The 25060-nt window shown below is 42.7% G+C and carries 25 protein-coding genes and 1 pseudogene; 21 read left to right on the forward strand and 5 right to left on the reverse strand.

All coding sequences use genetic code 11. From position 1 onward, the window contains the following. Positions 1 to 7 precede the first annotated feature (7 nt). Together FU659_RS08995 and FU659_RS09000 are read left to right on the forward strand one after the other, a co-directional pair. Complete coding sequence (locus tag FU659_RS08995; RefSeq protein ID WP_147947264.1) at positions 8 to 319, forward strand: ArsR/SmtB family transcription factor; 312 nt, start codon at positions 8 to 10, stop codon at positions 317 to 319. Positions 320 to 401: 82 nt separating this feature from the next. Continuing rightward, positions 402 to 1577 (forward strand): annotated as a pseudogene (locus tag FU659_RS09000) (MFS transporter). Positions 1578 to 1724: 147 nt separating this feature from the next. Here FU659_RS09000 and FU659_RS09005 read toward each other — a convergent pair. Both FU659_RS09005 and FU659_RS09010 read right to left on the reverse strand, forming a co-directional pair. Then, positions 1725 to 2657, reverse strand: coding sequence for an SPFH domain-containing protein (locus tag FU659_RS09005; protein ID WP_147947265.1), 933 nt, complete (start codon positions 2655 to 2657; stop codon positions 1725 to 1727). Beyond that, on the reverse strand, positions 2658 to 3092 hold the full coding sequence (locus FU659_RS09010; protein ID WP_147947266.1) for an NfeD family protein: 435 nt from the start codon (positions 3090 to 3092) through the stop codon (positions 2658 to 2660). A 450-nt stretch (positions 3093 to 3542) separates the two neighbouring features. Between FU659_RS09010 and rarD the strand changes: the two genes are divergently transcribed. Continuing rightward, a complete protein-coding gene (rarD, locus tag FU659_RS09015) occupies positions 3543 to 4424 on the forward strand; it encodes an EamA family transporter RarD (RefSeq protein WP_147947267.1) in 882 nt (293 codons plus the stop codon). 135 nt (positions 4425 to 4559) lie between these two features. Next, positions 4560 to 5144, forward strand: coding sequence for a stalk domain-containing protein (locus FU659_RS09020; protein WP_187274016.1), 585 nt, complete (start codon positions 4560 to 4562; stop codon positions 5142 to 5144). A gap of 13 nt (positions 5145 to 5157) precedes the next feature. On the opposite strand, the gene FU659_RS09025 is transcribed toward FU659_RS09020, so the two are convergent. After that, positions 5158 to 5592 carry a DUF1801 domain-containing protein gene (locus tag FU659_RS09025; protein ID WP_147947269.1) on the reverse strand — a complete coding sequence of 145 codons (435 nt, stop codon included), beginning with the start codon at positions 5590 to 5592 and terminating at the stop codon, positions 5158 to 5160. Positions 5593 to 5853: 261 nt separating this feature from the next. Here FU659_RS09025 and FU659_RS09030 point away from each other — a divergent pair, with 261 nt between their 5' ends. From FU659_RS09030 to FU659_RS09060, 7 genes are all read left to right on the forward strand, one after another. After that, entirely contained in the window at positions 5854 to 6735 is an 882-nt protein-coding gene (locus FU659_RS09030) for a carbohydrate ABC transporter permease (protein ID WP_147947270.1), read from the forward strand. Further along, a complete protein-coding gene (locus FU659_RS09035) occupies positions 6732 to 7598 on the forward strand; it encodes a carbohydrate ABC transporter permease (RefSeq protein ID WP_147947271.1) in 867 nt (288 codons plus the stop codon). The genes FU659_RS09030 and FU659_RS09035 overlap by 4 nt, the downstream gene beginning before the upstream one ends. A gap of 19 nt (positions 7599 to 7617) precedes the next feature. After that, complete coding sequence (locus tag FU659_RS09040; RefSeq protein ID WP_147947272.1) at positions 7618 to 8997, forward strand: ABC transporter substrate-binding protein; 1380 nt, start codon at positions 7618 to 7620, stop codon at positions 8995 to 8997. A gap of 58 nt (positions 8998 to 9055) precedes the next feature. Continuing rightward, on the forward strand, positions 9056 to 10069 hold the full coding sequence (locus FU659_RS09045) for a LacI family DNA-binding transcriptional regulator (RefSeq protein WP_147947273.1): 1014 nt from the start codon (positions 9056 to 9058) through the stop codon (positions 10067 to 10069). Between the two features lie 25 nt (positions 10070 to 10094). Continuing rightward, positions 10095 to 11060 (forward strand): N-acetylglucosamine kinase, encoded by a 966-nt coding sequence (locus tag FU659_RS09050; protein WP_147947274.1) that lies wholly within the window; start codon positions 10095 to 10097, stop codon positions 11058 to 11060. 13 nt (positions 11061 to 11073) lie between these two features. Further along, positions 11074 to 12381 (forward strand): 6-phospho-beta-glucosidase, encoded by a 1308-nt coding sequence (locus FU659_RS09055; protein ID WP_147947275.1) that lies wholly within the window; start codon positions 11074 to 11076, stop codon positions 12379 to 12381. A 182-nt stretch (positions 12382 to 12563) separates the two neighbouring features. Continuing rightward, a complete protein-coding gene (locus FU659_RS09060) occupies positions 12564 to 14000 on the forward strand; it encodes a glycosyl hydrolase family 18 protein (protein ID WP_147947276.1) in 1437 nt (478 codons plus the stop codon). Between the two features lie 101 nt (positions 14001 to 14101). Here the strand turns inward: FU659_RS09060 and FU659_RS09065 are convergent, their stop codons facing one another. Next, positions 14102 to 15181 (reverse strand): DUF418 domain-containing protein, encoded by a 1080-nt coding sequence (locus FU659_RS09065; protein ID WP_147947277.1) that lies wholly within the window; start codon positions 15179 to 15181, stop codon positions 14102 to 14104. Beyond that, a complete protein-coding gene (locus FU659_RS09070; RefSeq protein ID WP_147947278.1) occupies positions 15178 to 15765 on the reverse strand; it encodes a TetR/AcrR family transcriptional regulator in 588 nt (195 codons plus the stop codon). Before FU659_RS09070 ends, FU659_RS09065 begins: the two co-directional genes overlap by 4 nt. Before the next feature lie 219 nt (positions 15766 to 15984). On the opposite strand from FU659_RS09070, the gene FU659_RS09075 reads away from it, so the two are divergent. The 10 genes from FU659_RS09075 (at position 15985) to FU659_RS09120 (ending at position 25042) form a co-directional block, all read left to right on the forward strand. Further along, positions 15985 to 16371, forward strand: a complete 387-nt coding sequence (locus FU659_RS09075; RefSeq protein WP_147947279.1) for a hypothetical protein — start codon at positions 15985 to 15987, stop codon at positions 16369 to 16371. Positions 16372 to 16777: 406 nt separating this feature from the next. After that, entirely contained in the window at positions 16778 to 17041 is a 264-nt protein-coding gene (locus tag FU659_RS09080; RefSeq protein ID WP_187274024.1) for an ArsR/SmtB family transcription factor, read from the forward strand. A gap of 17 nt (positions 17042 to 17058) precedes the next feature. Then, positions 17059 to 19176, forward strand: a complete 2118-nt coding sequence (locus FU659_RS09085; protein WP_147947281.1) for a heavy metal translocating P-type ATPase — start codon at positions 17059 to 17061, stop codon at positions 19174 to 19176. Between the two features lie 186 nt (positions 19177 to 19362). Further along, positions 19363 to 19938, forward strand: coding sequence for a sulfurtransferase TusA family protein (locus tag FU659_RS09090; protein WP_147947282.1), 576 nt, complete (start codon positions 19363 to 19365; stop codon positions 19936 to 19938). 5 nt (positions 19939 to 19943) lie between these two features. After that, the gene (locus FU659_RS09095; protein WP_147947283.1) at positions 19944 to 21080 is read left to right on the forward strand and encodes an MBL fold metallo-hydrolase; all 1137 of its coding nucleotides are present in this window, start codon (positions 19944 to 19946) and stop codon (positions 21078 to 21080) included. Positions 21081 to 21158: 78 nt separating this feature from the next. Continuing rightward, entirely contained in the window at positions 21159 to 21938 is a 780-nt protein-coding gene (locus FU659_RS09100) for a sulfite exporter TauE/SafE family protein (RefSeq protein WP_147947284.1), read from the forward strand. 40 nt (positions 21939 to 21978) lie between these two features. Further along, entirely contained in the window at positions 21979 to 22458 is a 480-nt protein-coding gene (locus FU659_RS09105) for a DsrE/DsrF/DrsH-like family protein (RefSeq protein ID WP_147947285.1), read from the forward strand. 94 nt (positions 22459 to 22552) lie between these two features. Then, on the forward strand, positions 22553 to 22816 hold the full coding sequence (locus FU659_RS09110) for a metal-sensitive transcriptional regulator (protein WP_147947286.1): 264 nt from the start codon (positions 22553 to 22555) through the stop codon (positions 22814 to 22816). A gap of 275 nt (positions 22817 to 23091) precedes the next feature. Continuing rightward, positions 23092 to 24150 (forward strand): Gfo/Idh/MocA family protein, encoded by a 1059-nt coding sequence (locus FU659_RS09115; protein ID WP_147947321.1) that lies wholly within the window; start codon positions 23092 to 23094, stop codon positions 24148 to 24150. 31 nt (positions 24151 to 24181) lie between these two features. Further along, positions 24182 to 25042: a sugar phosphate isomerase/epimerase family protein gene (locus FU659_RS09120; protein ID WP_147947287.1), complete on the forward strand. Its 861-nt coding sequence runs from the start codon at positions 24182 to 24184 to the stop codon at positions 25040 to 25042. Positions 25043 to 25060 lie beyond the last annotated feature (18 nt).

The following is a 25060-nucleotide window of genomic DNA, read 5'->3' on the forward strand; positions in this document are numbered from 1 at the left end:
AATTGATATGGAACCTTTATTGATTTATAAAGCTTTGTCTAACGAGACGCGCAGTCAAATTATGCTATGGTTAAAAAATCCAGAGGAATTCTTTGATGAAAAGCCCTATGTACAACAAGGTCTCAATTTTCGAATTGGTGTATGCGTGGGAGATATTCAGGCTAAATCGGGACTTGCACAGTCTGTTATCTCAAGTTACTTGTTGATGATGCAGAAAGCTGGTTTGTTGGAATCTGAGCGAATCGGGAAGTGGACGTATTATCGTCGGAACGAAAAGACATTACTGGAATTTTCCGAGTACATCCAAAAGAAATTATAAACGCGGGAAGGAGGTCTTTTTTTACAATTTTACATCTATATTTCTGTATATATAAATATGAAGATGGAGGCTTACATGTAATATGAAAAAGGCTAACCCTTTGCTTATCATTATTCTGGCTTTAGGCGTATTCGGCATTATTACAACTGAAATGGGTATTATAGGGGTTCTGCCTCAGGTAACTGAAAAATTTAATATATCGGCCTCACAGGCAGGATGGCTTGTAAGCATATTCGCTTTAGTCGTTGCCATTTCAGGTCCATTCATGACATTACTCGCTTCCGGTATTAATCGTAAAATCATTCTCTTAACGGCTGTACTTATTTTCGCGATTTCAAATTTGGTTTATGCCTATACGACGAGCTTTGATGTTATGCTAGCTTTCCGTATTGTTCCTGCCATTTTTCATCCTGTCTTTTTTTCAGTAGCCCTTGTGACTGCAGCTAAACTTGTCCCTTCGGAAAAAGCAGCAAAGCGGTTACAAAGGTTTTTGCTGGAATAACGGTTGGATTTGCTTTTGGTGTGCCTTTGACTTCTTATCTTGCGGAACAGTTTTCGTTAGAAACTGCGTTTCTTATTTGGAGCTCTTGTAAGTGTGATTGCCTTTGTGGGAATATTAATTTGGCTTCCCTCCATGCCTGTTAAGGAAAAAATGTCTTATGGAAAGCAGATTGGAATACTACGCAAACCTCAATTGTGGTTAAATATCGTGACTGTCATTTTTATCTTTGCAGCTATGTTTTCTGTGTACAGCTACTTTGCTGAATACCTTGGACAAGTCACACATATGAACGGATCATGGATAAGTATCATGTTGATGGTTTTTGGTCTAATCATGATTTTGGGGAATTTTTTATTTGGAGAATTATTGCATAAAAGCATGACTAAGACCGTCATCATGTTTCCTCTACTATTTGCGGTAATTTACTTATTCGTTTATTATTTGGGTTCTTATTTCATTCCGATGGTTGTTATCGTGCTCATTTGGGGGGCAGTTCATTCCGGCGGGCTTATTGTCAGTCAAGCATGGTTAACGACTGAGGCGAAAGAAGCTCCCGAATTCGGCAACAGCTTATTAGTCTCATTTTCCAATCTTGGAATAACTATAGGGACTTCTGTCGGTGGTTGGTTTATTTCTCACTTGGGCATACATCAACTCATCTGGAGCGGAATTATGTTTGCACTGCTTGCTTTCTTAATGATCGCCATAAAAATAAAAGCTTCCAAATCGAGCTCAGAGCAAGTAAGCGTACGTTGAACAATCACAAGTCAAGCAGTCCTCGAGAGCTGGCTCGTGAGGGGAAAGATTTCGAATAATCAAGTGTGATGAGACGGATACTAATGACAGAGTAAATGAATGAAAAACAGGGTGTCTTCTCATACGAGATGACACCCTGTTTGCTATTTAGTCTGAATTTTTCGCTTTAAATATTTCGCCAATGGCGCCTATGCTGCCCAATGTTTCTATGGCTTTAGTAGGAATGAATATTTTATTGGCAGCACCTTTAGATATTTCACCTAAAGTTTCCAATGAACGGTAAGCGAGCACATTTTCATCGAGACCGGCCGCTCGAAGCAGTTCGATTCGATTTTTCTCAGCCTCGGCAATCGCCTGAATGGCTTTCGCCTGTCCCAATGCTTCAAGCTCCTGCGCTTGACGCATACCCTCTGCTTGGCGGATACGTGCTTCTTTATCGCCTTCAGCCTTGAGGATTTTGCCTTGCTTGTCGCCTTCAGCACGCAAAATCATATCCTGTTTGGCAGCTTCCGCTTCCAATACAATGGCACGCTTGCTTCGCTCAGCCTTCATTTGCTTATCCATTGATTCTTGAATATCCAGCGGAGGTTGGATGTCAATGACTTCGACACGCTCAATGCGAACGCCCCATTTTTCCGTTGCTTCATCCAACGCAATTCGGATTTCACTTGAAATTTTCTCGCGGCCGGATAGGGTTTCATCCAACTCCAACTTCCCGATAATTTGCCTCATCGTTGCTGTGCTAATATTTCGTACGCCATATACATAATCCGAAATACCATAAGTCGCCTGTTCAGGACCGACAACCTGGTAAAAGATGATCGTATCAATTTTTACTTGTACGTTATCCTTCGTAATAACCGTTTGCGGCGGAACATTTGCCTGCTGTACTCGCAAATCGTGAAACGTACGTACATGATCGACAATCGGGATAAGAATATTTAGTCCCGGAGTCAGCAACCGATTGTATTTCCCCAATCGCTCAACAACGGCTACTCTTTGCTGAGGAACAATTTTGACCGTTAAGGCAACAAAAACAATCACAATTACTAGAATAACTATCGTTACGGCAGCACCCATTTACATAAAACCTCCCTTTTTTTGAACTTCCACTATCGTAGTACCTCTGGCAACAACAATGATGATCTCGCCTTTAGGCAAATACTCGTGCGATGAAGCGCTCCATGTTTCATTACCGACTTTAACAATTCCATGCTTACCTAAGGCAATTTCTTCTACAACTACCCCTTCTTTGCCGATCATCTCTTCAAAGGGGTCTTTAAAACCTTTGGACGTTCGAATTCGCTGTGTCAATGGCTTTGTAAAAATGGTTAAAACAATTACTGTGATACAACCTGCAAGTACTTGGAGAACAATACTATCGGGGGAAATCCATGCCACAACAGCCGCCACTGCAGCGCCAATTCCTAGCCAGAGCAAGTAAAACGTAAGCGTCAACATTTCCGCAATTAGTAGAACTCCACCGATAATGAGCCATATCGCCCAAAGCTCCATATGATTTCGCCGCCTTTCTCGCCATGCATAACTTTCAATGACGGAGGGTGTAAGACAGTAGACAGATCCCATACACTCTCTGCAAACTACTTAGTATATTCGTTATTGATCTGTAACTTTCCTGTTTTATAGGGAAAAAATGATATAAATTCCTTCATATTTCATCCGTATATGATGTTTTTCGACAAGAAAGATCCATGATAACGTCTTTCGGAAGGGATAATTTGTTTATAACTGATTTCCACAGATCGACCATGGTACAAGTTATTCAATGAAAATATTCGAGACCATTTGGGGAGTGTTATTCCTGTTTAACTTTAAAAATAATACGGTTAGTTCAGACAGAAGAGTTACGTTATGCTACAATAGAGCAGTGAAATTGGCCAATGGACAATTTGATAGGAAAGTTCATAGGTTTGCGTAATCAGAAATAGAAAAGAGGATTTAACTATGAAAAAAGGGCTATGGTACGCTATTCTGGCCTATACCGCTTGGGGCTTATTGCCGCTATATTGGAAATCTTTTGAGTCGTTGGTCGCGGGGGAGATATTATCTCACCGTGTGATTTGGTCTTTTGTATTCATGACTGTTTTTTTAATGATAGGAAGCGGACGTTGGAATGACATCCGAAAGATGGTGACGAATAGAAAAACAATGCTTCTGATTGGGGCAAGCAGCCTTCTTATCAGCTCCAACTGGCTTATATTCATATGGGCGGTGAATAATGGACATGTCATAGAGACAAGTTTGGGCTATTATATTACACCGCTGATCAACGTTATGTTGGCGGTCCTTTTTTTAAAGGAAAAGCCCAGCGGCAGTCAGTGGTTGGCCGTTGCATTGGCGGGTGCCGGTGTCTTGCTGGCAACCATTGATTATGGCAGATTCCCATGGGTTTCATTAACTTTAGCGTCTACCTTTGGCTTATATAGTCTTGTGAAAAAGAGAGTTTCATACGATGCCACTATCGGACTAGCAGGGGAAACCGCGTTTGTCTTCCCTCTAGCTGTGGCATATATTATCTACTTACATTTGTCACATCATGATTCTGCATGGTCGCTGCCGTCACTTTCTTTTGTGCTATTACTATTATCAGGCGTAGCAACCGCTTTGCCTCTCTTATGGTTCGCCAAAGCAGCTGCCCGTCTTCCACTTTCTATGCTTGGATTCATTCAATACATTGGTCCTTCTATTACGCTGCTTTTGAGTGTATTTATATTTAAGGAGAAATTCTCTCCTATGCTTCTAATTAGTTTCTCCTTGATTTGGACTGCATTAATCGTTTACGCATTAGCGTCGATGAGAATGGCTAGAACGGCTATAGCGAAGTAACGAAACCCGAGAGAAGTTGATAAAATTAGCTGAGTCGTGATTAGGATCATAATGAATTATAGTTCAAATAAAGGCTACCACGGGGTAGCCTTTTTCTTGTATATGGAGTTAAATTTATGGAAGGGGGAAATAAAAATGAAAAGGTTTATTCTAGGTGCAGTTTTCGGAATCCTACTTTCTGCAACAACAATAACTTACGCTTCTGATTCAATCAAAACTTTATTATTTCCTGCGAAATTTGAGTTTAATGGGAAAAATACCGAATTAGGAGATGAATACAAGGTACTTAACTATAATGGTCATGCTTATGTACCGATTCGATTCGTAACCGAAAATATTGGGGCAACAATCGATTATGATCCTGAAACAGAAATCATTTTTGTTAAAAATGGAAACCTGGACTTATCCGATCCAGATTGGAGTGGTATATCTGTTGGGAATTTAATACTAACGAAAGATGGTCCAAATACGAAGGTTACGGGTCATTTGAAAATGGAGAAGATGGGCAATGAAAAAAACATGGTTGGAGCGAATTTATCCTTCTATAAAGATGATCAAACTGAAAAAATTGGAGAGGTTGCCATAACCGGAACTAATTTTGGCAATAAAACGCAAACTTTTGAAGCCATAGGTGAGGGGGATTTTAGAACATATTCAACAGTAAAACTACATATTGGTGCTGTTAATTATCGCATTACCGGTGGAGGACCAGGGAAGTAATGTTATACAGGGTTTACAAATCAGGCTCTGAATTCGGATAAGTCTCTTTTAGAAACTTTACAGATTGGTTTATTAATGCTTCTAAGACGTCGACATTAATATCTGCTACTTTATTGATATAGACACACGCTTTTGCAACTGTATATTTTCCGAAATCCTTTAATAATGCTTCCCGCGCTAAATCACCGGTCGCAAAATACAAACTGATCTTGGCTTTACGAGGTGAAAAACCAACGAGTGGAGCATCGCCTTCGTGTCCAGATTCGTATTTGTAATGATAGGTTCCAAATCCAATAATACTTGGACCCCACATCTTCGCTGGATAACCCGTCGTTTCAGTGAAAATACGTAACAATGTGTAGGCATCTTCGCGTTTCTTAAGATTATCTACATTTTCAATAAACTCAAAGACACTGTTGTCGGTTTCTTTTGTTTTCTGTTCATACATGGATAGAATCACTTACTTTCCTATAAAAGTACGACTGTAAAATTACAGTATCATGCGTACCGCGGCATGTCAAATCAACATGATTGGAGTTGGATGAGAGGGGAAAAAGACCATCGTTCAAAATCGAGAGCAATTTGCTTTTCCAAAGGCAATACCATGAAAAAAAGCGATTGACAACCACATCCGCCCATATTAATATTAACTTCATAAAGTATAAACGTTTATACTTTTGGGATGAATACAAAGGGGGTGATACCAACGATGTTACCGCGTAATACTCGCTATTTTTATTTCTTCATAGCCCCATGGCTTATTGGTGCGCTCGTATTCATGCTATACCCGATTGTCTCTTCGTTTTATTTTAGTTTTACGGAGTATGACATCATTCATCCACCTAGATGGATCGGATTGCAGAATTACACCAAGATGTTCCACGACGAGCTTTTCTGGCGAGGCGTGAAGGCAACGCTCATCTTTACCGTATTCAGTGTTCCTCTGCAGCTTGTATTGTCCTTGCTGTTCGCTGTTCTGGTCAATCAGAAAATTCCATTCAGGCGATTATTTCGAACAGCGCTCTATTTCCCAAGCATGATATCCGGCGTAGCGCTTTCGCTCTTATGGTTGTGGGTATTCAACTCGCAAACGGGCATGATGAATTACATGCTGGGTCTGATTGGCATCCAAGGACCAAGCTGGCTGGAGAGCGAACACTGGGCGCTCGCCGCAATGGTCATTATGACGATGTGGGGAGCAGGTGCAGGAATGATCATTTTCCTTGCTGCGCTGCAAGGGGTGCCGACCTATCTGTACGAGGCTGCCAGGCTGGAAGGCGCAAGCCGCTTGCAGGTGCTGCGCAGTATTACGCTGCCGGCCATTTCACCGGTCATTTTATTTCAGCTCATTATGGGGCTCAATGATTCGTTTCAAGTGTTTACGCAAGCGTTCGTCATGACCAAAGGCGGTCCACATTATGCTACACAGTTCTACGTTTATTATTTGTGGCAAAATGGTTTTAAATTTTTCAAGATGGGGTACGCATCGGCGTTAGCCTGGGTGTTATTAATTCTAGTCATGGTGATGACTTATCTCGTCATGAAGATATCGAAGCGATATGTGCATTATGAAGGGGGGGATGGTGCATGAGTCGCAGTTCTATACATCCGGATAAAAAGAGAACGCTTACAAATACATGCTCACAACTAATTGTGCTGCTTATTTTAATCGTACTTGCGGTCATTATGGTGTTTCCTTCTATTAATATGTTCTCAACGGCCTTCAAGTCACAAGCCGAGGTATTGAAGTTTCCGCCCAAAATCATCCCTGAGCATATTGAATTCAGCAACGTAAAAAAGCTTTTCAATAATTATCAATACGGTAATTGGTATAAGAATAGCTTATTTATTAGCTTTATTACTGTCATCGGGACTGTACTCTCGTCCTCATTCGTTGCTTTCGGGTTTGCCCGCTATGAAGCCAAAGGAAAGCATGTTCTATTCGCTTTTCTGCTCAGTACAATGATGCTTCCCTATCCGGTGCTTATGATTCCTCAATTCATTCTTTTCAAGCAGATGAATTGGATGGATTCATTTCTGCCAATTACGATTCCCGCATTTTTTGGTTCTGCTTATATGATCTTTCTCATTCGTCAATTTTTCACATCGCTGTCCAATGAGCTTTTCGACGCTGCGAGAATCGATGGATGTTCGGAATTTCGCCAGTGGTGGAACATCGCCTTTCCGTTATCGGGGCCGGCTCTTTCGACGGTAGCGATCTTTTCATTCATCGGGAGTTGGAACGATTTGCTGGGTCAGGTGCTGTATTTAAGCTCGACAGAGAAATTCACGCTGACGATTGGCATGACGTCGATGTACTCCTCGGCCACTCGCCTGGTCCCGTGGAATCTGGTCATGGTCGCTGCCATCTTTGCGGTCATTCCGATTTTGCTCTTATTTACATTCGCACAAAGGTATTTCGTGCAAAGCATTGCAATGACCGGTGTAAAGTAAAAACAAGGAGGATCAAGCTATGAATAAAAGCAAGTTATCTGTAGGTTCTTTAGCCATCGTGCTTTCGGTAAGTTCTGTTTTAACCGCTTGCTCAGACACCAAGAATGCGGGCGACGAAGGCAGCAACAGCAAAATCCCTGTGACGATCACGCAGTTTGTCCCTGACGTTCCCGACAAAACTTTTGTCGAGAAGCTTGTCCCGGATTTTGAAGCAGCGCATCCGAATATAAAGGTGAAAATTATGAAGGCCCCTTATTCAGAATTCGATTCGAAACTGCAATCGCTTGTAGCTGCAGGGACAGCACCCGATGTAACTTCCCATTGGGGCGAGATGGGGTTCATTGAGTTCATGGACAAAGGCATGCTTCGCGATATGACGGATCTCGTAAAGGCAGATAATTTCAAAGCGGCTGACTATGGGATGACCGATGATGTGCTGAACATTTACAAAGTGGATGGCAAGAACTATGGGATACCTGTCTATAGCTACACCTCATTGATGCTTTACAACAAGGATATGTTCGATAAAGCGGGACTTCCTTACCCGCCGGCAGATTTTGAAGACAAATCATGGACCTTCGATAAGATGATGGAGGTTGCCAAGAAGCTGTCCAAACCAAGTGATGACCCGCAAAAAGCCGAATTTGGCATTGATTGGGGCTGGGCCGAGAAAGATATGAGGCTCATTTATTTCGGCGCAAAAGTGTATTCCGAGGATACATGGACCAATGGCGGACATCCGACAGCATCCTATTTCAACTCACCTGAAGCTGTGAAGGCGAATCAGCGCTTGCACGATATGATCTATATAGATAAAGCGATGCCATCGAAGGAGTTCACAAAGGCCGTCGCCGGACAAGGCGGAGATCCTTTTGCAACAGGCAAAGTCGGGATGTCGGTAGCAGGTGCATGGATTCTGTCCTCCGTGAAGGATTACAGTTTCAAGGTCGGTGTAGCTGCTGTACCTGCTGGCTTCAATGATAAAGCGCGTGATGTGCTTTATATCGATCCACTCGTTATCCTGAAAGATTCCAAGCATCCGAAGGAAGCCTATGAATGGATTAAATATCAATTGCAGAAAAACGTGCAAGAGAAAGCCATAGAGCTAAGTGGAGGCACGCCGCCTTCTAACCAGTTAGCCGCAGAAAAGTATTATAATCTGTACGCACCTGCGATTGATCCTAAGGATCTTAAGAAAGTGGTTGAAGGCGGGCTAAAGCATGGAACGGAATCTTACAATCATTTAATTTCAAACTACTCTCACATTTTGGATGTGGTGAATAATGAAATGGATCAGCTGGATAACGAAAAGGCGAACGCAGCAGCCATAAGTCCTACTTTGGAGAAAAAAGTGAATGCTCTGCTTGGCGAATTGAATGCAAAATATAAGAAGAATTAGGAATCTGCTATAATGAAACCGAATACGATTCTACTATCAAATTCGGGAGAGCATGTGGATGAAAAAAGTTAGCATTTTAGATGTTGTCGAAAAATCAGGCGTTTCACTGGTAACTGTTTCCAGAGTGTTGAACAACTCGACGACTGTTCGAGAGACCAACCGTCAGAAAGTGCTACAAGCCATGAAGGAGCTCGGCTATACGCCAAATTCTGCTGCCCGTTCACTCGCGCGTGGATCGACCGGTTTAATCGGGATCACGCTGCAATCGCTCGGGGATACTGTGTTTGATGGCATTATTCACGCTGTGAATGAAAGTTTGGAGGCAAAAGGATATTTTCTGGCCTTATCCATCGCTTCCCCAGCACAAATGGACAACAGTGCAGCCAATCATTTTCTGTTCCAAGAGGATCGAGTAGATGGTATCATCTTGCTGTCCACATTTGCGGAGAAGGAATATGTGCTGGAACTGAAAAGGAAGAAAATCCCCTTTGTCATTATTGACAACAACATTGAGGATTCGAAAGCTGTCACGATTAATGTGGATAACTTTTTGGGCGGATATGAAGCGACCAAACATTTATTGAGCTTAGGCCATACGGCCATTATGCATATTAGCGGGCCGGAGGTTTTTCTCAGTGCAAGGGAAAGAAAAAGAGGCTACGTGCAAGCGATGGCGGAGGCAGAATTAGCTCCAACCGTGATCTCGACAAATGAATTTAATATTCGTAGCGGCTTTGATTGCGTTAAGACATGTCTCCAACATGGACTTCGGCCTACGGCTGTGTTTGCCGGAGAAGACGGACTTGCGCTTGGCGCTATGGATGCTTTCCGCGATGAAGGCTATCGCATTCCGCAAGATGTTTCGATTGTTGGCTTTGATGATCAGTATTTTGCCAAATCGATTCATCCGCGTTTAACGACGATCAGACAGCCTATGGAGAAATTGGGTCAAGAAGCTGTTCGGATTTTGCTCGACATGATAGATGGGTCTTCCAAACGGATTAAATCGGTTTGTTTGAAGCCAGAACTCATTGTGAGGGAGTCGACAGCCGTATACAAAGACAATAAGTAGATAAAAAGGACGGAGCCGAACGAATTTGAAAGCTTATTTAGGTGTGGACGCCGGCGGTACGAAGACGAATGCGATGATTACCGATGAAGAAGGCAGACTGCTTGCCATTGGTAAAGCCGGTCCAGGCAATCACCAAATTCATGTTGAACTGGCCAAAAATAATATTTACAGCGCTGTTCACGAGGCGTTAAACAGCGCAGCACTCCAGGTTAAAGATATTGCTGTTGCTTGGTTCGGCTTAGCCGGAGCAGATCGGGAGGCGGATTACCGAATTTTGCGCCCCATCATTTCAGAACTTGGATTCGCACAATACGAAATCGTATGCGATACCATTATTGCGCTGCGGGCAGGATCAACAAGGTCGTATGGGGTCGTTTCCATATGCGGAACAGGAACGAACTGCGCGGGTGTGAATCCTCGTGGTGACATCTTTCAGTGCGGCGGCTTTGGCTATGCCTACGGTGACTTTGGCGGAGGCAGCGAGCTGGCGGTCGAAGCATTTCGATCCGTCATACGTGCGTGGGAAGGTCGTACAGCACCAACGCTGCTGACGGATCTTGTACTCGAAAAGCTGCGATATGATTCGGTAGAGCAATTATTTCATCATTCTTTGGATACCCATCTGCGGATACCTGCCGATTTAACCCCGTTAGTGTTCAAAGCAGCTTCGAGCGGAGATATGATTTCCCGACAGATTCTAAAGAAGCAAGGGGAAGAGCTGGGGATATCTGCGAAGGCCGTTATTCAAAAGCTCGGGATGCAGAACGAAGTCTTTGATCTCGTGTTAGCCGGAAGCGTGCTAGCGAAAGGTGTGAGCGACTTCATACATCCATACATTGCGGAGCAGGTTGCCCAAGTCGCAGAGGGCTGTCAATTAAGGATACTGGGCGTAGAACCCGTCATCGGCGCAGTTTTTCAAGCGATGGAAAAGGATGGCATTCATCTTACCGATGCCATTTATGCGAATATCACGCAAGTATCTCATGTATAAGGAGTTGTCTCGATTGAAGAAGCAAGTCAAAGTAGTTGTCATCGGCGGCGGATCTTCCTACACACCGGAACTCATTGAAGGATTTATTTTACATTATGACGAATTGCCTGTATCGGAAATATGGCTCGTTGATATTGAATCAGGCAAGCATAAACTTGATATTGTTGGGAAGCTAGCGGTGCGAATGGTCGAGAAATCAGGTCTTCCGATTCAGGTGCATATGACAATTGACCGTAGATTGGCTCTAAAGGACGCAGATTTCGTATCCACGCAAATGCGGGTTGGCATGCTGCAAGCTCGGATTTGGGATGAGACGATTCCGCTGAAGTACGGCGTGATTGGTCAGGAAACGACCGGACCTGGCGGGATGATGAAAGCTTTTCGTACGATTCCTGTGCTGCTCGATATTTGCAAAGATATGGAGGAACTATGTCCGGATGCTTGGATGCTGAACTTCACGAACCCAGCGGGAATGGTCACCGAAGCGATCTATACCCATTCGTCTGTGAAAGCCATTGGCATATGCAATTCGCCTATTTCGGTATACAAGTGGTTGTCGAAGCTGTATAACGTGGAGCCTGAACGTATCTACGCGGAGTTTGCCGGGCTTAATCATCTGCATTGGGTGACGGACATCCGAGTTGACGGCGAATCCAAGCTGGCGGAGCTGCTTCAGGGAAGTGAAAGTTATTCGGCCCAAAATGTACCGCAATACAGCTGGAACGCAGCGTTTATGTGGACACTCGGAGCAATCCCGTCGTATTATTTGAAATATTTCTATTTAAATAAAGAAATGCTGGAAGATCAACTAGCGTCTTCCGCGAAAGAAGGTACACGAGCTGAGGTTGTAAAGCGGCTTGAAGATGAGTTGTTTGAGCTGTATCAAGATCCGAATTTAAATCATAAACCGGCTCAACTGGAGCAGCGCGGTGGTGCGTACTACTCGGAAGCCGCCGTTAAATTGATGAAATCGATCTACAACGATACGAGAGATGTTCAAACGCTGAATGTTCGCAATGGATCGAATCTTGATTTTTTGCCGGAAAATGCGTGTATTGAAGTCAACTGCATCGTTACGAAGCAAGGGCCTATTCCGCTCCAAGTGACGACGGTTCCTGATACGATTAAAGGACTTATTGCTTCAGTCAAAACGTATGAGCAGTTGGCAATCGAAGCAGCAGTACAAGGTGACCTCGGGTTAGCGCTTCAAGCAATGGCCCATCATCCACTTGTTCCATCGATTAATATAGCAGAGAAGCTGCTATTGGAGATGTTGGAACAGAATAAAGATTTGCTTCCTCAGTTTTACACTAAAGTATAAACGTTTATATATAGAGGGGGGTGATGCCTTCGCAAGCTTATAGCTGGATATGGGTTAAATGAAACATGTACGAATCTTCTTAATGGGGGTGACAATGCTCTAAATTTTCGTGATAGGCAAATGAAGACAGTCATTTCAGATTGATTTTCAAAATGATTCATAAACAATAAGGAGGTTTTCTCATGATATTCAAAAAATCCATGAAATTGCTTATGACTGGTGCCATGCTTTCTGCTGTGCTTTTTTCCAGTGTTTCCACGGTTAGTGCCAGTTCACCCGTGATCTTAGGCTATTATACACCAGATCAAGCTTCGGATAATTCCCTAGCCACGAACTATAGTTACCTTACACATATGTCTACGGATACCTTTAACTTTAACAGTCAAGGTAATATTGTAGGCACAACGCCTACTAGTGCCATTTCTTTGGCTAAGTCTAAGAACATTACCACTTACGCTTGTATATCCAACTTTGGTACAACTGATTTTGATCCTGTTTTAGCTCATACGATTCTAACAAATACGACGGTTAAGAATAAGGCCATTTCAAATTTAGTTGCACTGGTCAAAAATAACGGATATAAAGGTGTTAATTTTGATTTTGAGAGTGTTCCTAAAACAGATCGTACGGCTTTAAGTAATTTTGTTCGTGATTTGGCTAACTCCTTGCGTCCATCAGGGTACCAAACGTTAATCTCCGTACCGGCAAAAACGGTAGACGATCCGAATGATGATTGGGCGGGAGCCTTCGATTACGCGTCTCTTGGTCAAAATGTCGATTACGTGCAAGTCATGACCTATGATCAAAATGGTCCTTGGTCTTCGCCGGGTCCTGTGGCAGGGAAAGATTGGATGGAACAATCCTTACAATTCGCTGTTTCCACAGTTCCTTCAGCTAAAGTGCTTATGGGACTTCCCGCTTATGGCTACGATTGGAATTTGACAACGAATAACCCGAATGACGGCAAACAAGTCGCATGGAAAGATATCTCTTCCCTTATTTCTAAGACAAAAGCTTCACCTAAATGGGATGCGGCTACATCTTCTCCTTATTTCACCTACCAAGCAAGCGATAAATCAAACCATGTCGTTTGGTACGAAAATGCGCAAAGTATTACGGAAAAGTCCGGTTTTTACGGAAAGTATCACTTAGGCGGAATATCTATGTGGGCGATGGGCTTGGAAGATACAAGTTTCTGGCAAGCGCTGATTACAAACACACCAACACCGGATGGGGCAGCTATTCCAGGGAAGATAGAAGCTGAAAATTACAGTGCCATGTTTGGCGTCGTGAATGAGACAACGACCGATACAGGCGGTGGTTTGAATGTCGGCTATATCGATGCCGGCGACTGGATGAATTACAAAGTCAACGTCCAAACAGCAGGCAGCTATAAGGTAGAATTCAGAGTAGCCAGCCCAGTTACGGGTGGGCAATTCCAAATCAAAAATGATTCGGGTACGGTTATGGCTTCGCTCACCATCCCTAATACGGGCGGATATCAAACATGGCAAACAGTGAATACCAACATCACTCTGCCAGTGGGCAGCCAAACGCTAAGAGTGTATCTTGTAAATGGTGAGCCTAACCTGAACTGGCTGAATTTTATTAAACTATAAGATAAAATACTTCTGGTTTTCCAGAGAATGAAGTGTATAAAGATTGCTTCTTACTGACCTTGTTGGTCAGTTGAGGAGCGATCTTTTTTATCAAAAACGACTTAACTCATCTTTCTCATGATCAGCTCGACGGGACCTCTGTTCATCGATTTTCTCCACACATACGAAAAGATAATGGCGATAATGAAGTAGCCGCACCCATAGGCGATTGCAAAAGAAAGCTTCCCGTTTTCCAAATGGCCTACAGCTTCAAGAAACCCCAAACCGATCACAACGTGCCCGATATAATGGGTTAACGAAAGCTGTCCGGTATTAATAAACGCTTGTGTCACAAGGGAATTCCTGAATCTATCGACTACATAAAGGCTGATCGCAATGATGGCGAGTGCCGAGCATGTTGCGGATAATACATAGAGCATCGTTGGCGGCATTGGTTTTGTTGTAAATAAATAATTGGCAGCTTCTATATCAAGTATAGGAGAGGTCCATTTGACCAGAGAATAGGAAATCATCTCCAAAAGAACAGTGCCTGACAATGAATAGAGCAGTAGCTTTGGTGAGTTTTCCCTAACCAACCAACGTTTTCTACCGATCCACATACCAATCAGGAAAAAGCACACCCAAGGAAAAATAGGATGGAAGCCGTTTAACATCAGATTGCGGCCAAACCCTGCAAGCGTCCAAAAACCGGAATATATGTGAAAATTCACGTCCCAACCTTTACTGTAATCGAAAATAACTAAAAATAATTGCGAAGCTATTAGGATAACTACGAACAGACTGAGCATTTTTTTGTCAGATACAGTGATCATGACCGAAGCTATAAGCATAAACACCGCATAATAATGCAGAATGTCAGCATTCCAACCGATAAGCAGCAGAAATATGCCGACGACAAAAAGGAAAGCAGCTCTCCGGCACAAGCTGTACCGAATTTGACGAATGAGTTCCTTGTTCATCGAATTTCTTGCTTTGGCGTTCATTAGTGAAACACCAATGCCTGCAAGAATGACAAAAAGTGCCGATGCTCTTCCCTCAAACAGACCCGCGATGGCAACCAACCAGGTTGCTCCGCCGTTCTCCGCTTGCATCGCAAGCTTATAGTTCACGATAATCATTCCGAAGATCGCCCATGCTCTCGCAAAATCAAGCCCTGTTATTCGCTGTGTCGATTCGTTCATTTCGTTTCCTCTCCCTTTATATTGGATAGGACAGCTTGAGTCCAAATCTCCGCATAACGATACTCAAACCCGTAGCTCATGAAATTGTCCATGCTGTCTAGGATCATGTTCAGCATTTGCGCTTTAATCAGCGTATCTTTGGCATTGATGGCCCCAAGCGAAGCCCCGTGCTGCAGCAGCTCGTCAAACCCTGATGTAAATCCTCCCAAAACTTCGAGCAATTTTTGAGCATATTTGGGATCTCTGTAGCCGAGTGCTTGATATTGATTCATGATGCGCGAATAATTAGCGTCTTCTTTCTGCTTGTTAATTAGGCTCAGTCCATCAGAAATCAGCTTCTCAACAAAATTATCCATCGTGTAGTCCTGAATATTAAAAAAGTTGGCAAACCCGATACTTTTGCATATCTCGTCAAACAGCACATCGATTATGGCTTCTTTCGACAAGAAATGATAATACAAGGCCGGTTTGGAAATTTTCAATTCTTTGGCAATCATGGTCATACTTGTTTTTTCAAAGCCGTGCTCAGCGAATAAACGGTACCCTATCTCCAAAATATCAGCGTACGTCGAATTTATCTTCATGATGAAACATCCTCCAGTCATTATTTTACTTAACGTACGGTAAGTAAAATATACATGAGAGTACGATTATTTGCAATTGAATAGTTTTTGAAATCGCTCATGGTTATTCCCGAAAATCCGTGATACCATAGTTGAAATAAAATCATACGAGGTTCATCCATCAAAGAAATGCACATGATAACCAATAATTGTTTAAATGAGTAAAGTGGGGACTACGTAATGGCATGGGGAAAGAAAGTATTCAAACATTGGAATTCGATTCACAATCAAATCTTATTCTTTATTCTTTTGTTTCTGATTATCCCTTTGGTCATTAGTACATTATCGATTGATAAGCCATTAGAGGGAGTCATTGAAAAGAAAATCGGTAGTGCAACCGAAGTCGCTTTGTCGCAAGTGGACTTCAATATGGAGTTGTTTTTACAAGATATGTTGAAATCTACTGTCGACATTTCTACCAATCCCAAAATCGTTGCTATGTTGAAGCAGCCGGATTCGGTATCCTATTACGACAAGCTGCGACTGATGGATTCCGTAACGAATAGGCTGACAACCCCTTATTTTGCAGAAAGTTATGTGACTTTGCTTGATATGCATGGAAACTAGCTAAGCAACAAAGTTGTTCAGCAAGATTTGTACAATGCCTATATTCAATCAGATTGGTATAAGGAAATGCTGAAAGAGCCATTTGGGACTAGGTGGATGGCGAATAGCAGCAAGAATTATCTTCAAAAACATCGTTACAGGCGACGAAAAGGAGAAACGGCAGCCAAATAGCAGCTGTAAGCCCGAAAAACCGTGTTCCAGTGGTAGTGGGCATAGTAAGGTGACGGATAAACAAGCATCTGTACACGACCTAGATGAACAAATGGGTTTGACATTCACATTTGATTGATTCATAATATGAGCATATACTCATATTTGCATATTAGAGGTGAACATATTGGAACATAATAATGAAGATGATTACCAAGGTCAGCCTTGCGAACAACTGGATGATGAAACTTTATTTATGGTGTCGCAAACATTTAAGGCACTATCTGATGCAACGCGAATACGTATCCTGCATTTACTATCACAGCGGGAATACTCGGTTAATGATATTGCGGAAGAACTATCTCTTCTCCAAACGACCGTTTCCCATCAGTTAAGGTTTCTGAAAAACTTGAGATTGGTTAAGTTCAGACGCGCGGGTACAACACTATATTATTCCACTGACGATCAGCACGTGATGGATTTACTTAAACAGGCAATTATTCATGCTTGCCATGATTAACAGGTGGAGGTGGAGTGATGAAAGAATATCAGGTTAAAGGTTTAACATGTGCGCATTGTACCCAAGAACTTCAAGATGAAATACAGAAATTAGAGCATGGTTCAGATGCAATTTTAAGTTATAACACGGGCAAATTAAGAGTGAACCCAAATGTTTCTATGAGCGATGTAAGCAGTGTATTGAAAAGTGAGGGCGCATATATTGATGCACACGCAGCACATGCAGCACACGAACATCATCATCATGACCACGATGAAGAGGGGCACGCTCATTCACACGATCATTCAGGAAATTCCAACACCAAGCTCCTCCTTATTCTAGCAGCTGTTTTGTTTGGAATAACTATTCTGTTGGACGGGAAAGTACCAACCAGCGCAGCTATTATCATGTACCTCATTTCTATGGCAATCAGCGGCTATCCAACCTTTTTAAAAGGTATAAAAAATCTGTTTCGCTTTAAATTCAACATCGATACGCTTATGACGATCGCATTAATTGGTGCGATTGGAATAGGTGAGTGGAAAGAAGCGACACTGGTTGCTTTGCTATTTGGTTTAAACGAGCTGTTGGAAGGCCTTGGAATGGAAAAAGCGCGTAAATCTATGGAAACACTGCTTCAAGTTGCGCCTAAAGAAGCTACGGTCATTTCGGATGGTGTTGAGACGGTAGTTCCTATAGCATCTCTGAACATTGGTGATATTGTACTCGTACGTTCGGGCGAAAAAATCCCATCAGATGGTATTGTCACGGAAGGGAAAAGCTCGGTCAACGAGGCTGCAATTACCGGCGAATCGCTTCCCGTTGAAAAAAGCGTCAACGAACCTGTATTTGGCGGGAGTATAAATAACGAAGGCGTCTTGAGAATAAAAATTGAAAAAGCGTATCAAGATTCTTCGCTAGCCAAAATATTGCACCTTGTAGAAGAAGCGCAGGAGACCAAAACACCGACTGAACTTTTTATTAATCGCTTTTCAAAATACTACACACCAGCCATTATTGTAGTGAGTATCCTTGTATTTTTACTACCCCCACTTTTCTTTGGCGGGGAATGGAGTAAATGGTTATACCAAGGGCTAGCCGTATTAATTGTTGGGTGTCCATGTTCACTGATTTTATCTTCCCCAATCGCTATTGTTTCCGGTATCACCCGTAATGCAAGGAACGGCATTTTGGTGAAGGGCGGCGTTTTCTTAGAACAGCTTGGCAAAATTGATACACTTGCTTTTGATAAAACAGGAACGCTCACAAAGGGTGAGCCCCATGTTGAAGTCGTCAAGAGTTATGACGAGAAGACTTTTTTGGAAGTCGCATATGCGGTTGAAAAGTCATCATCTCATCCTTTGGCTAAAGCGGTCATGAAATTTCTTCAAGAGAAGGAAATTGTCGCGGGGGATCCCGATGATATTGAGACAGTGTCTGGGCGCGGTATCCAAGCGAAAGTGAACGGGCAGCTATATTATCTGGGTAATGAGAAAAGCATGGAACACGTGCAAATACCAGATGAGATCCGACAAGATATCAATACTCTGAAAGAAGCAGGATTGACGTTAGTGTTGATTGCTAATCAAACGGACATTTTAGGCATGTTCGGTATAGCGGATGAAATCCGCGATGAAAGTAGAGCCGTTATTCAATCACTGCACGAAATCGGCATTAAGCATACGGTAATGCTCACAGGTGACCATCAAAAAACGGCGGAAAAAGTTGCAAAAGCTGTTGGCGTTACGGAATATTTCGGCAATCTGCTGCCTGAAGATAAAGTAGCGAAAGTGAAGGAGCTTGTGTCCAAAGGTAAGGTAGCCATGATTGGTGATGGTATCAATGACGCTCCTGCCCTTGCTTCTGCCGATCTTGGTATTGCAATGGGGAAAGGGACCGACAGTGCCATTGAAACCGCTGATATTGTTTTGATGCAAGATCACTTAGGGAAATTGCCTGAAGCGATTTTGATTGCCAAAAAAGTCAACAGGGTTATCAAGTTTAACATTACATTTTCTCTCGCTTTAAAACTTGCCGCCTTACTGCTGACGATTCCTGGCTGGCTAACACTTTGGATCGCAATCCTCTCGGATATGGGAGCCACCATTTTTGTAACCCTTGTTAGTTTAACAGTACTGATTCAGAAAAAACAATAACGATGGAAAAGGGACCCTGCAGCTTATGTGCAGGGTCCCTTCTTGTCCTTCTTCAAAAAAATCGGTTGGTTGGCTGGTAGAATTTCCAGGTTGACCTCAAATACCCTATGGGGTATATTAGGTACATCTTCTTGAATACCCCTATGGGTATATCGAGAGTGGAATAACTACTGGAGGGGAAACAAGATGACAATTCAAGTCAATCACATGTTGGATGCAAAAGGTCTCGCTTGTCCGATGCCCATTGTGAAAACAAAGAAAGCCATGCAGGAGCTTCTGCCTGGGCATGTATTGGAAGTGCAAGCTACAGATAAAGGATCCATTGCGGATATTCAAAGCTGGTCAGCAAAAACAGGTCATGCCTATTTAGGAAATAAGATTCAGGGAGACATTATTCATCACTATCTTCAAAAATCGAATGCCTCTGACGTTAAGCCTGAAGCTATGTACCCCACAACCTTAAGCAACGATGAATTACAACTCAAACTAGAACAATCGAATGAAGATAGCCTAGTTATTGATGTCAGGGAACCAGCAGAATATGCATTTGGTCACATCCCGGGTGCACGTTCCATTCCTTTAGGCGTTTTGGAAGAAAGGTTGCCTTCATTGGACCCCACCAAAACCATTTATGTGATTTGTCGTACGGGTACTCGAAGCGATATGGCTGCTCAAAGGCTATCGAATAAAGGATTTACCAAGGTGACGAATATTATTCCGGGAATGTCCGAGTGGACAGGTTCTCTAACCAATGAGGAGTGATTGTCATGATAAAAGCACATCCAATGAGCGCCGAGGAATTAATGCCATACCTGCTAGGAAATAAAGAACTCTTCCTTTTGGATGTTCGAAATGAAGAGGATTATAAAAGCTGGAAAATCGAAGGTAAAAACATCGAAAGCCTGAACATCCCTTATTTTGATTTACTGGATGGAGTGGACGACATTCTTCCCCAAATTCCAAGTGACAAGCCGATTCTTGTCGTCTGCGCAAAAGAGGGGTCCTCTATTTTTGTAGCGGAGCAGTTAGTTGAACATAAAAGAAATGAGATCTACTACCTTGCTGGAGGGATGAAAGCTTGGAGTGAACATTTGGAACTAGTCAAAGTGGGAGATCTTGATCATGGTGCAGCGATCTACCAGTTTGTTAGAGTCGGAAAAGGCTGCTTGTCCTATATGGTCGTTTCCAACAAAGAAGCTTTGATCGTCGATTCGGCTCGAATGATTTCCCCGTATGAAGAGTTTGCAGATCAGAACGGTGTAACCATTAAACACCTTGTTGACACGCATTTGCATGCTGACCATATTTCCGGTGGCAGGAGGCTAGCTCATAAAGTGAACGCTACCTATTGGCTGCCTCCTAAAGATGCTGAGGAAGCGACATTTGTTTATAGTGCGTTGGATGAAGGGACAGTGATAAATATAGGGAAGATGACTGTGAAAGTATCTCCTTTGTATTCTCCAGGACATACGATTGGCAGTACATCGTTGATTGTTGGCGACAAATACCTGTTGAGCGGTGATATCCTTTTCACAGAATCCATTGGTCGACCTGATCTAGCTGGAAAAGCAGAGGACTGGGTAAACGATTTAAGAACAACCCTTTATTCCAAGTATAAAGAACTGGATCAAGATTTAGTTGTTCTTCCTGCTCATTTTGGCAGCCTTACAGAATTAAACCCAGATGGGTCCGTATCAGCTCGCTTGGGAGACTTATTTCTATCTAATGCTGGGCTTAATGTGGGAAATGAACATGATTTTAGGCAGATGGTAACCGAAAACTTGCCGCCCCAACCACATGCTTATCAAGAAATCAGACAAACTAATTTAGGTAACCTGAATCCAGCGGAAGATGAACAACAGGATATGGAAATAGGTCCTAATCGCTGCGCTGTTCACGGTTAAAACACGATACGTGGACAAAATCTTCATTCATCATCAGCTTCTTGAAGGAAATATCCTGTCCAACAGGAGGTTAACCATGTGGACACATCCTATCTATTCATCTTATTTGCTATTGGGTTTGTAGGAGCTTTTATTTCTGGTATGGTAGGGATTGGTGGAGCTATCATTAGTTATCCTCTGCTGATTTATATCCCTATTGCCTTTGGATTTGCAGGCTTCACGCCACAGGAAGTGTCGAGCATAACGGCTTTTCAGGTCTTTTTCGCCAGCTTATCGAGCCTTCTAGTTTTTAAGAAGAGTGGCTATATGTATAAACCCCTTGTGTTGTATATGGGCTCTGCCATTATTGTCGGCAGTTTTATCGGCGGGTATGGGGCCAAGTTTATTCCTGATTCAGCCATCAACATGATATATGGTATGTTAGCTTTACTAGCTGCAGGAATGATGTTTTTACCCAAAAAGAATAAGGACAACGTAGATTTGAACAGCATAACGTTCAACAAGGCTCTAGGTGCAGCTATTGCAGGCTCAATTGGTATTGTATCAGGCATTGTTGGAGCAGCGGGGGCATTTATTACTGTTCCTGTCATGTTGGTTATTTTTAATATTCCGACGCGAGTAGCGATTGCTTCATCATTAGCCATTACGTTTATTTCTTCCATTGGCACCACGTCAGGCAAGCTTATAGGTGGACATGTGTATTTTATTCCTACGCTTATTATTGTTATTGCAAGCACAATCGCTTCGCCGCTTGGAGCAGCCTTAAGTCAAAAGCTTAACACAAAGGTGTTACAGTGGATTTTATCGGTACTGATTGTCGTTACAGCAATTAAAATTACGTTTACTATTTTTTTATAGATTTTATATACTCATACATGTATAAGTATAGGAGGCCGATATGTCAGAAATTCAGAAATCAACGATTGTTTTGTTTAGCGGTGAAATGGATAAAGCGATCGCGGCATTCATTATTGCGAATGGAGCTGCGGCTTATGAGCATGAAGTAACCATTTTCTTTACATTTTGGGGACTTAATGCACTTCGTAAGGATGAAGCGGTCATGACCAAGAAAGGCTTCTTAGAAAGGATTTTCGGGAAAATGATGCCGCGTGGCGTGAATAAAATGGGTCTTTCCAAAATGAATTTTGGAGGAATGGGCCCCAAAATGATCAAACATGTGATGAAAAAGCATAATGTGTTGACGCTTCCCCAGCTTATATCTTTGGCACAAGAACAAGGCGTTAAGCTTGTCGCATGTACCATGACGATGGATCTACTTGGACTGCAAAAAGAAGAACTGTTGGATGGCATTACGTACGGAGGTGTTGGGGCTTACCTGGGTGACGCATCCGATGCTAAAGTAAACTTATTCATTTAACGTCATGTAAAGTCTTGCCATTCTGTTGTGAAACCCTAGAGAATCGGTCATAATAATACCTATACGGGCTAAGGTAATGGGAGGCTGGATGAACATGATGAGTTATGATGATGATTTGAAAAAACGTTTACGAAGAATGGAAGGTCAAGTTCGTGGCGTGTTAAATATGATGGAAGAAGAAAAACATTGTAAAGATGTGGTCGCTCAAATATCCGCTATCCGAAGCGCAGCGGACAAGGCCATAGCTTACATTGTTGCGAAAAATTTAGAGCAATGTATACGTGAAGAGAAAGAAGCTGGCGGAGATACAAGCAAAATTGTTGCAGAAGCCGTTCAATTGTTAATCAAGAGCAGTTAACTTTGACAAAAAATCGCTAGCCATACAAGCTTAACCATAGATAAGACATGAACCCAAACTGTTGAAGTTTGGGTTTTATGTTTTGATCAACGGCAACAATCCATACCCAAGAACGTCATCGTAGTTGCTTTAATATTGAACATATAGTACATGCTTGTGCTTATAATAGGCATTCTACCTAGAAAGAAAGCGTGCTATCCTGAGTATATAAGAAGAGTTATTCTTCTGATGTATGTCATAGCGTTAGATTGAGGGAGGAAGAACCTGTTATGAGCATGAACAAGATGAAAATTGGTGTAATTGGAGCAGGTTCTATTTCTGATCTGCATTTCCAGTCTTATAGTAAGCAAGATAACGCGGATCTATTTGCTGTGTGCGACATGAATCAACAAAGAGCTGAAAAGAAAGCACATCAGTATGCGATTAAGCACGTCTACACGGACTATCGTGAGCTTTTGGCAAATCCTGATCTGGATGCGGTTAGTATTTGTACCTGGAATGATTCACACGCAGAAATCAGTATCGCCGCGCTGCGTGCAGGCAAGCATGTACTTGTTGAGAAACCACTTTGCAAAACCGTGGAAGAAGCGAATCGGATTGCAGACGCCGTTCGTGAAACGGGCAACATCTTACAAGTTGGATTTGTACGACGTTATGATACGAACGCTCAACTCGTTAAGCGGTTCATTGAGAATGGAGATCTGGGCGAATTGTATTATGCTAAGGCTTCTTGCATTCGGAGATTAGGCAATCCCGGCGGTTGGTTCGCCGACACCGAGCGTTCGGGTGGTGGGCCGTTAATCGACATTGGCGTACATGTCATTGATTTGTGTTGGTATCTCATGGGTAGACCGAAACCTGTTTCTGTCAGCGGTCATACGTATAACAAATTGGGAAATCGTTCGAATGTGCGCAATCTCTCCTTTTATCAAGCGGCAGATTATGATGCGAGCTTGAATTCCGTAGAAGATATGGCCAATGCCTTAATCCGATTTGAAAATGGGGCTTCACTCTTCGTGGATGTCAGCTTTACGCTGCATGCGAAGCAGGATGAGACGAGTGTAAAGCTATATGGAGATAAGGGCGGCTTCGAGCTGGAGCCTGAACTGGTATTCGTGACAGAAATGAATGATACCATTCTGAATGTATCTCCTCAGACCGATTCCAAATCTCTGAACGTTGCAGAGGCATTCAACAATGAGATTAAACATTTCCTAGCCTGCTGTCAAACGGGAAATTCGCCTATCAGTCCTGTTGAGGACGGCATTACGATGATGAAAATATTGTGCGGAATTTATGAATCAGCGAGCAAAGGGAAGGAAATCAACTTGTAGCTCTGTGTCATGCAGATAGGGAGGTAAAAGAATGAAATTGGGTGTTAGTACTTATAGTTTATACAAAGCGCTCCAATCCGGCGAAATGGATATTGAAGGTGTCATTGACTGGATTGCGGATCAGGGTGGCGAGCATGTTGAAATCGTGCCTCTAGGATTTGAATTGGCTGGTAATCATGAGTTGGCCGATAGCTTGAGACGAAAAGCCGAATCGCGGGAACTGGAAATATCCAATTATGCCATCGGCGCTAATTTTCTCACGGATTCGGAAGAAAGCTTTGAACGAGAAGTTGAACGTGTAAAACGGGAAGTCGATCTAGCGGCTGTTCTTGGTGTGAAGAAGATGCGTCATGATGTAGCAAAGAGTGAGGATATCTCGATTCGCAATTTCCACAATCAATTGGAACGAATGACAAGAGCATGCCAAGAAATTGCTGATTATGCATTGCAATACGGCATTACAACCAGCGTTGAGAATCACGGCTTCTTCGTTCAGCATAGCGACCGCGTGCAAGCTTTGATTCATGCTGTTGATCGTCCCAATTTCCGCACGACCATGGATCTCGGCAATTTTTTATGTGTGGATGAGGACCCGGCTGCAGCGGTGAGAAACAATCTATCTTATGCATCCATGGTGCATGTTAAGGATTTCTATCGCCGTCCTTCCTATTTAAATCCAGGAGAAGGTTGGTTCCAAACGCCAAGCGGTACCTATTTGCGTGGTGCGATTGTGGGCCATGGCGATATTGACTTAAGAGACATATTGCGTATCATCAAAGGATCTGGTTACGACGGATACATATCCCTAGAGTTTGAAGGCTTGGAAGAATGCAAAACGGGCACACGAATCGGATTGCAAAATATTCGCAGGCTATGGGATGATATTTCGTAAGTTAGTACTCTTTAGATA

It is taken from the genome of Paenibacillus sp. N3.4 (genome assembly GCF_008017805.1).
GTDB lineage: Bacteria > Bacillota > Bacilli > Paenibacillales > NBRC-103111 > Paenibacillus_E.

What these genes read in the sequence shown, in the direction of transcription:
- FU659_RS09060 (WP_147947276.1), top strand. Translation starts at nt 12,564, where the DNA reads ATGATATTCAAAAAATCCATGAAATTGCTTATGACTGGTGCCATGCTT.
- FU659_RS08995 (WP_147947264.1), top strand. Translation starts at nt 8, where the DNA reads ATGGAACCTTTATTGATTTATAAAGCTTTGTCTAACGAGACGCGCAGT.
- FU659_RS09105 (WP_147947285.1), top strand. Translation starts at nt 21,979, where the DNA reads ATGTCAGAAATTCAGAAATCAACGATTGTTTTGTTTAGCGGTGAAATG.
- FU659_RS09040 (WP_147947272.1), top strand. Translation starts at nt 7,618, where the DNA reads ATGAATAAAAGCAAGTTATCTGTAGGTTCTTTAGCCATCGTGCTTTCG.
- FU659_RS09045 (WP_147947273.1), top strand. Translation starts at nt 9,056, where the DNA reads ATGAAAAAAGTTAGCATTTTAGATGTTGTCGAAAAATCAGGCGTTTCA.
- FU659_RS09005 (WP_147947265.1), bottom strand. Translation starts at nt 2,657, where the DNA reads ATGGGTGCTGCCGTAACGATAGTTATTCTAGTAATTGTGATTGTTTTT.
- FU659_RS09065 (WP_147947277.1), bottom strand. Translation starts at nt 15,181, where the DNA reads ATGAACGAATCGACACAGCGAATAACAGGGCTTGATTTTGCGAGAGCA.
- FU659_RS09120 (WP_147947287.1), top strand. Translation starts at nt 24,182, where the DNA reads ATGAAATTGGGTGTTAGTACTTATAGTTTATACAAAGCGCTCCAATCC.
- FU659_RS09010 (WP_147947266.1), bottom strand. Translation starts at nt 3,092, where the DNA reads ATGGAGCTTTGGGCGATATGGCTCATTATCGGTGGAGTTCTACTAATT.
- FU659_RS09025 (WP_147947269.1), bottom strand. Translation starts at nt 5,592, where the DNA reads ATGTATGAACAGAAAACAAAAGAAACCGACAACAGTGTCTTTGAGTTT.
- FU659_RS09085 (WP_147947281.1), top strand. Translation starts at nt 17,059, where the DNA reads ATGAAAGAATATCAGGTTAAAGGTTTAACATGTGCGCATTGTACCCAA.
- FU659_RS09035 (WP_147947271.1), top strand. Translation starts at nt 6,732, where the DNA reads ATGAGTCGCAGTTCTATACATCCGGATAAAAAGAGAACGCTTACAAAT.
- FU659_RS09030 (WP_147947270.1), top strand. Translation starts at nt 5,854, where the DNA reads ATGTTACCGCGTAATACTCGCTATTTTTATTTCTTCATAGCCCCATGG.
- FU659_RS09070 (WP_147947278.1), bottom strand. Translation starts at nt 15,765, where the DNA reads ATGAAGATAAATTCGACGTACGCTGATATTTTGGAGATAGGGTACCGT.
- FU659_RS09110 (WP_147947286.1), top strand. Translation starts at nt 22,553, where the DNA reads ATGATGAGTTATGATGATGATTTGAAAAAACGTTTACGAAGAATGGAA.
- FU659_RS09090 (WP_147947282.1), top strand. Translation starts at nt 19,363, where the DNA reads ATGACAATTCAAGTCAATCACATGTTGGATGCAAAAGGTCTCGCTTGT.
- FU659_RS09080 (WP_187274024.1), top strand. Translation starts at nt 16,778, where the DNA reads ATGGTGTCGCAAACATTTAAGGCACTATCTGATGCAACGCGAATACGT.
- FU659_RS09095 (WP_147947283.1), top strand. Translation starts at nt 19,944, where the DNA reads ATGATAAAAGCACATCCAATGAGCGCCGAGGAATTAATGCCATACCTG.
- FU659_RS09115 (WP_147947321.1), top strand. Translation starts at nt 23,092, where the DNA reads ATGAACAAGATGAAAATTGGTGTAATTGGAGCAGGTTCTATTTCTGAT.
- FU659_RS09075 (WP_147947279.1), top strand. Translation starts at nt 15,985, where the DNA reads ATGGCATGGGGAAAGAAAGTATTCAAACATTGGAATTCGATTCACAAT.
- FU659_RS09020 (WP_187274016.1), top strand. Translation starts at nt 4,560, where the DNA reads ATGAAAAGGTTTATTCTAGGTGCAGTTTTCGGAATCCTACTTTCTGCA.
- rarD (WP_147947267.1), top strand. Translation starts at nt 3,543, where the DNA reads ATGAAAAAAGGGCTATGGTACGCTATTCTGGCCTATACCGCTTGGGGC.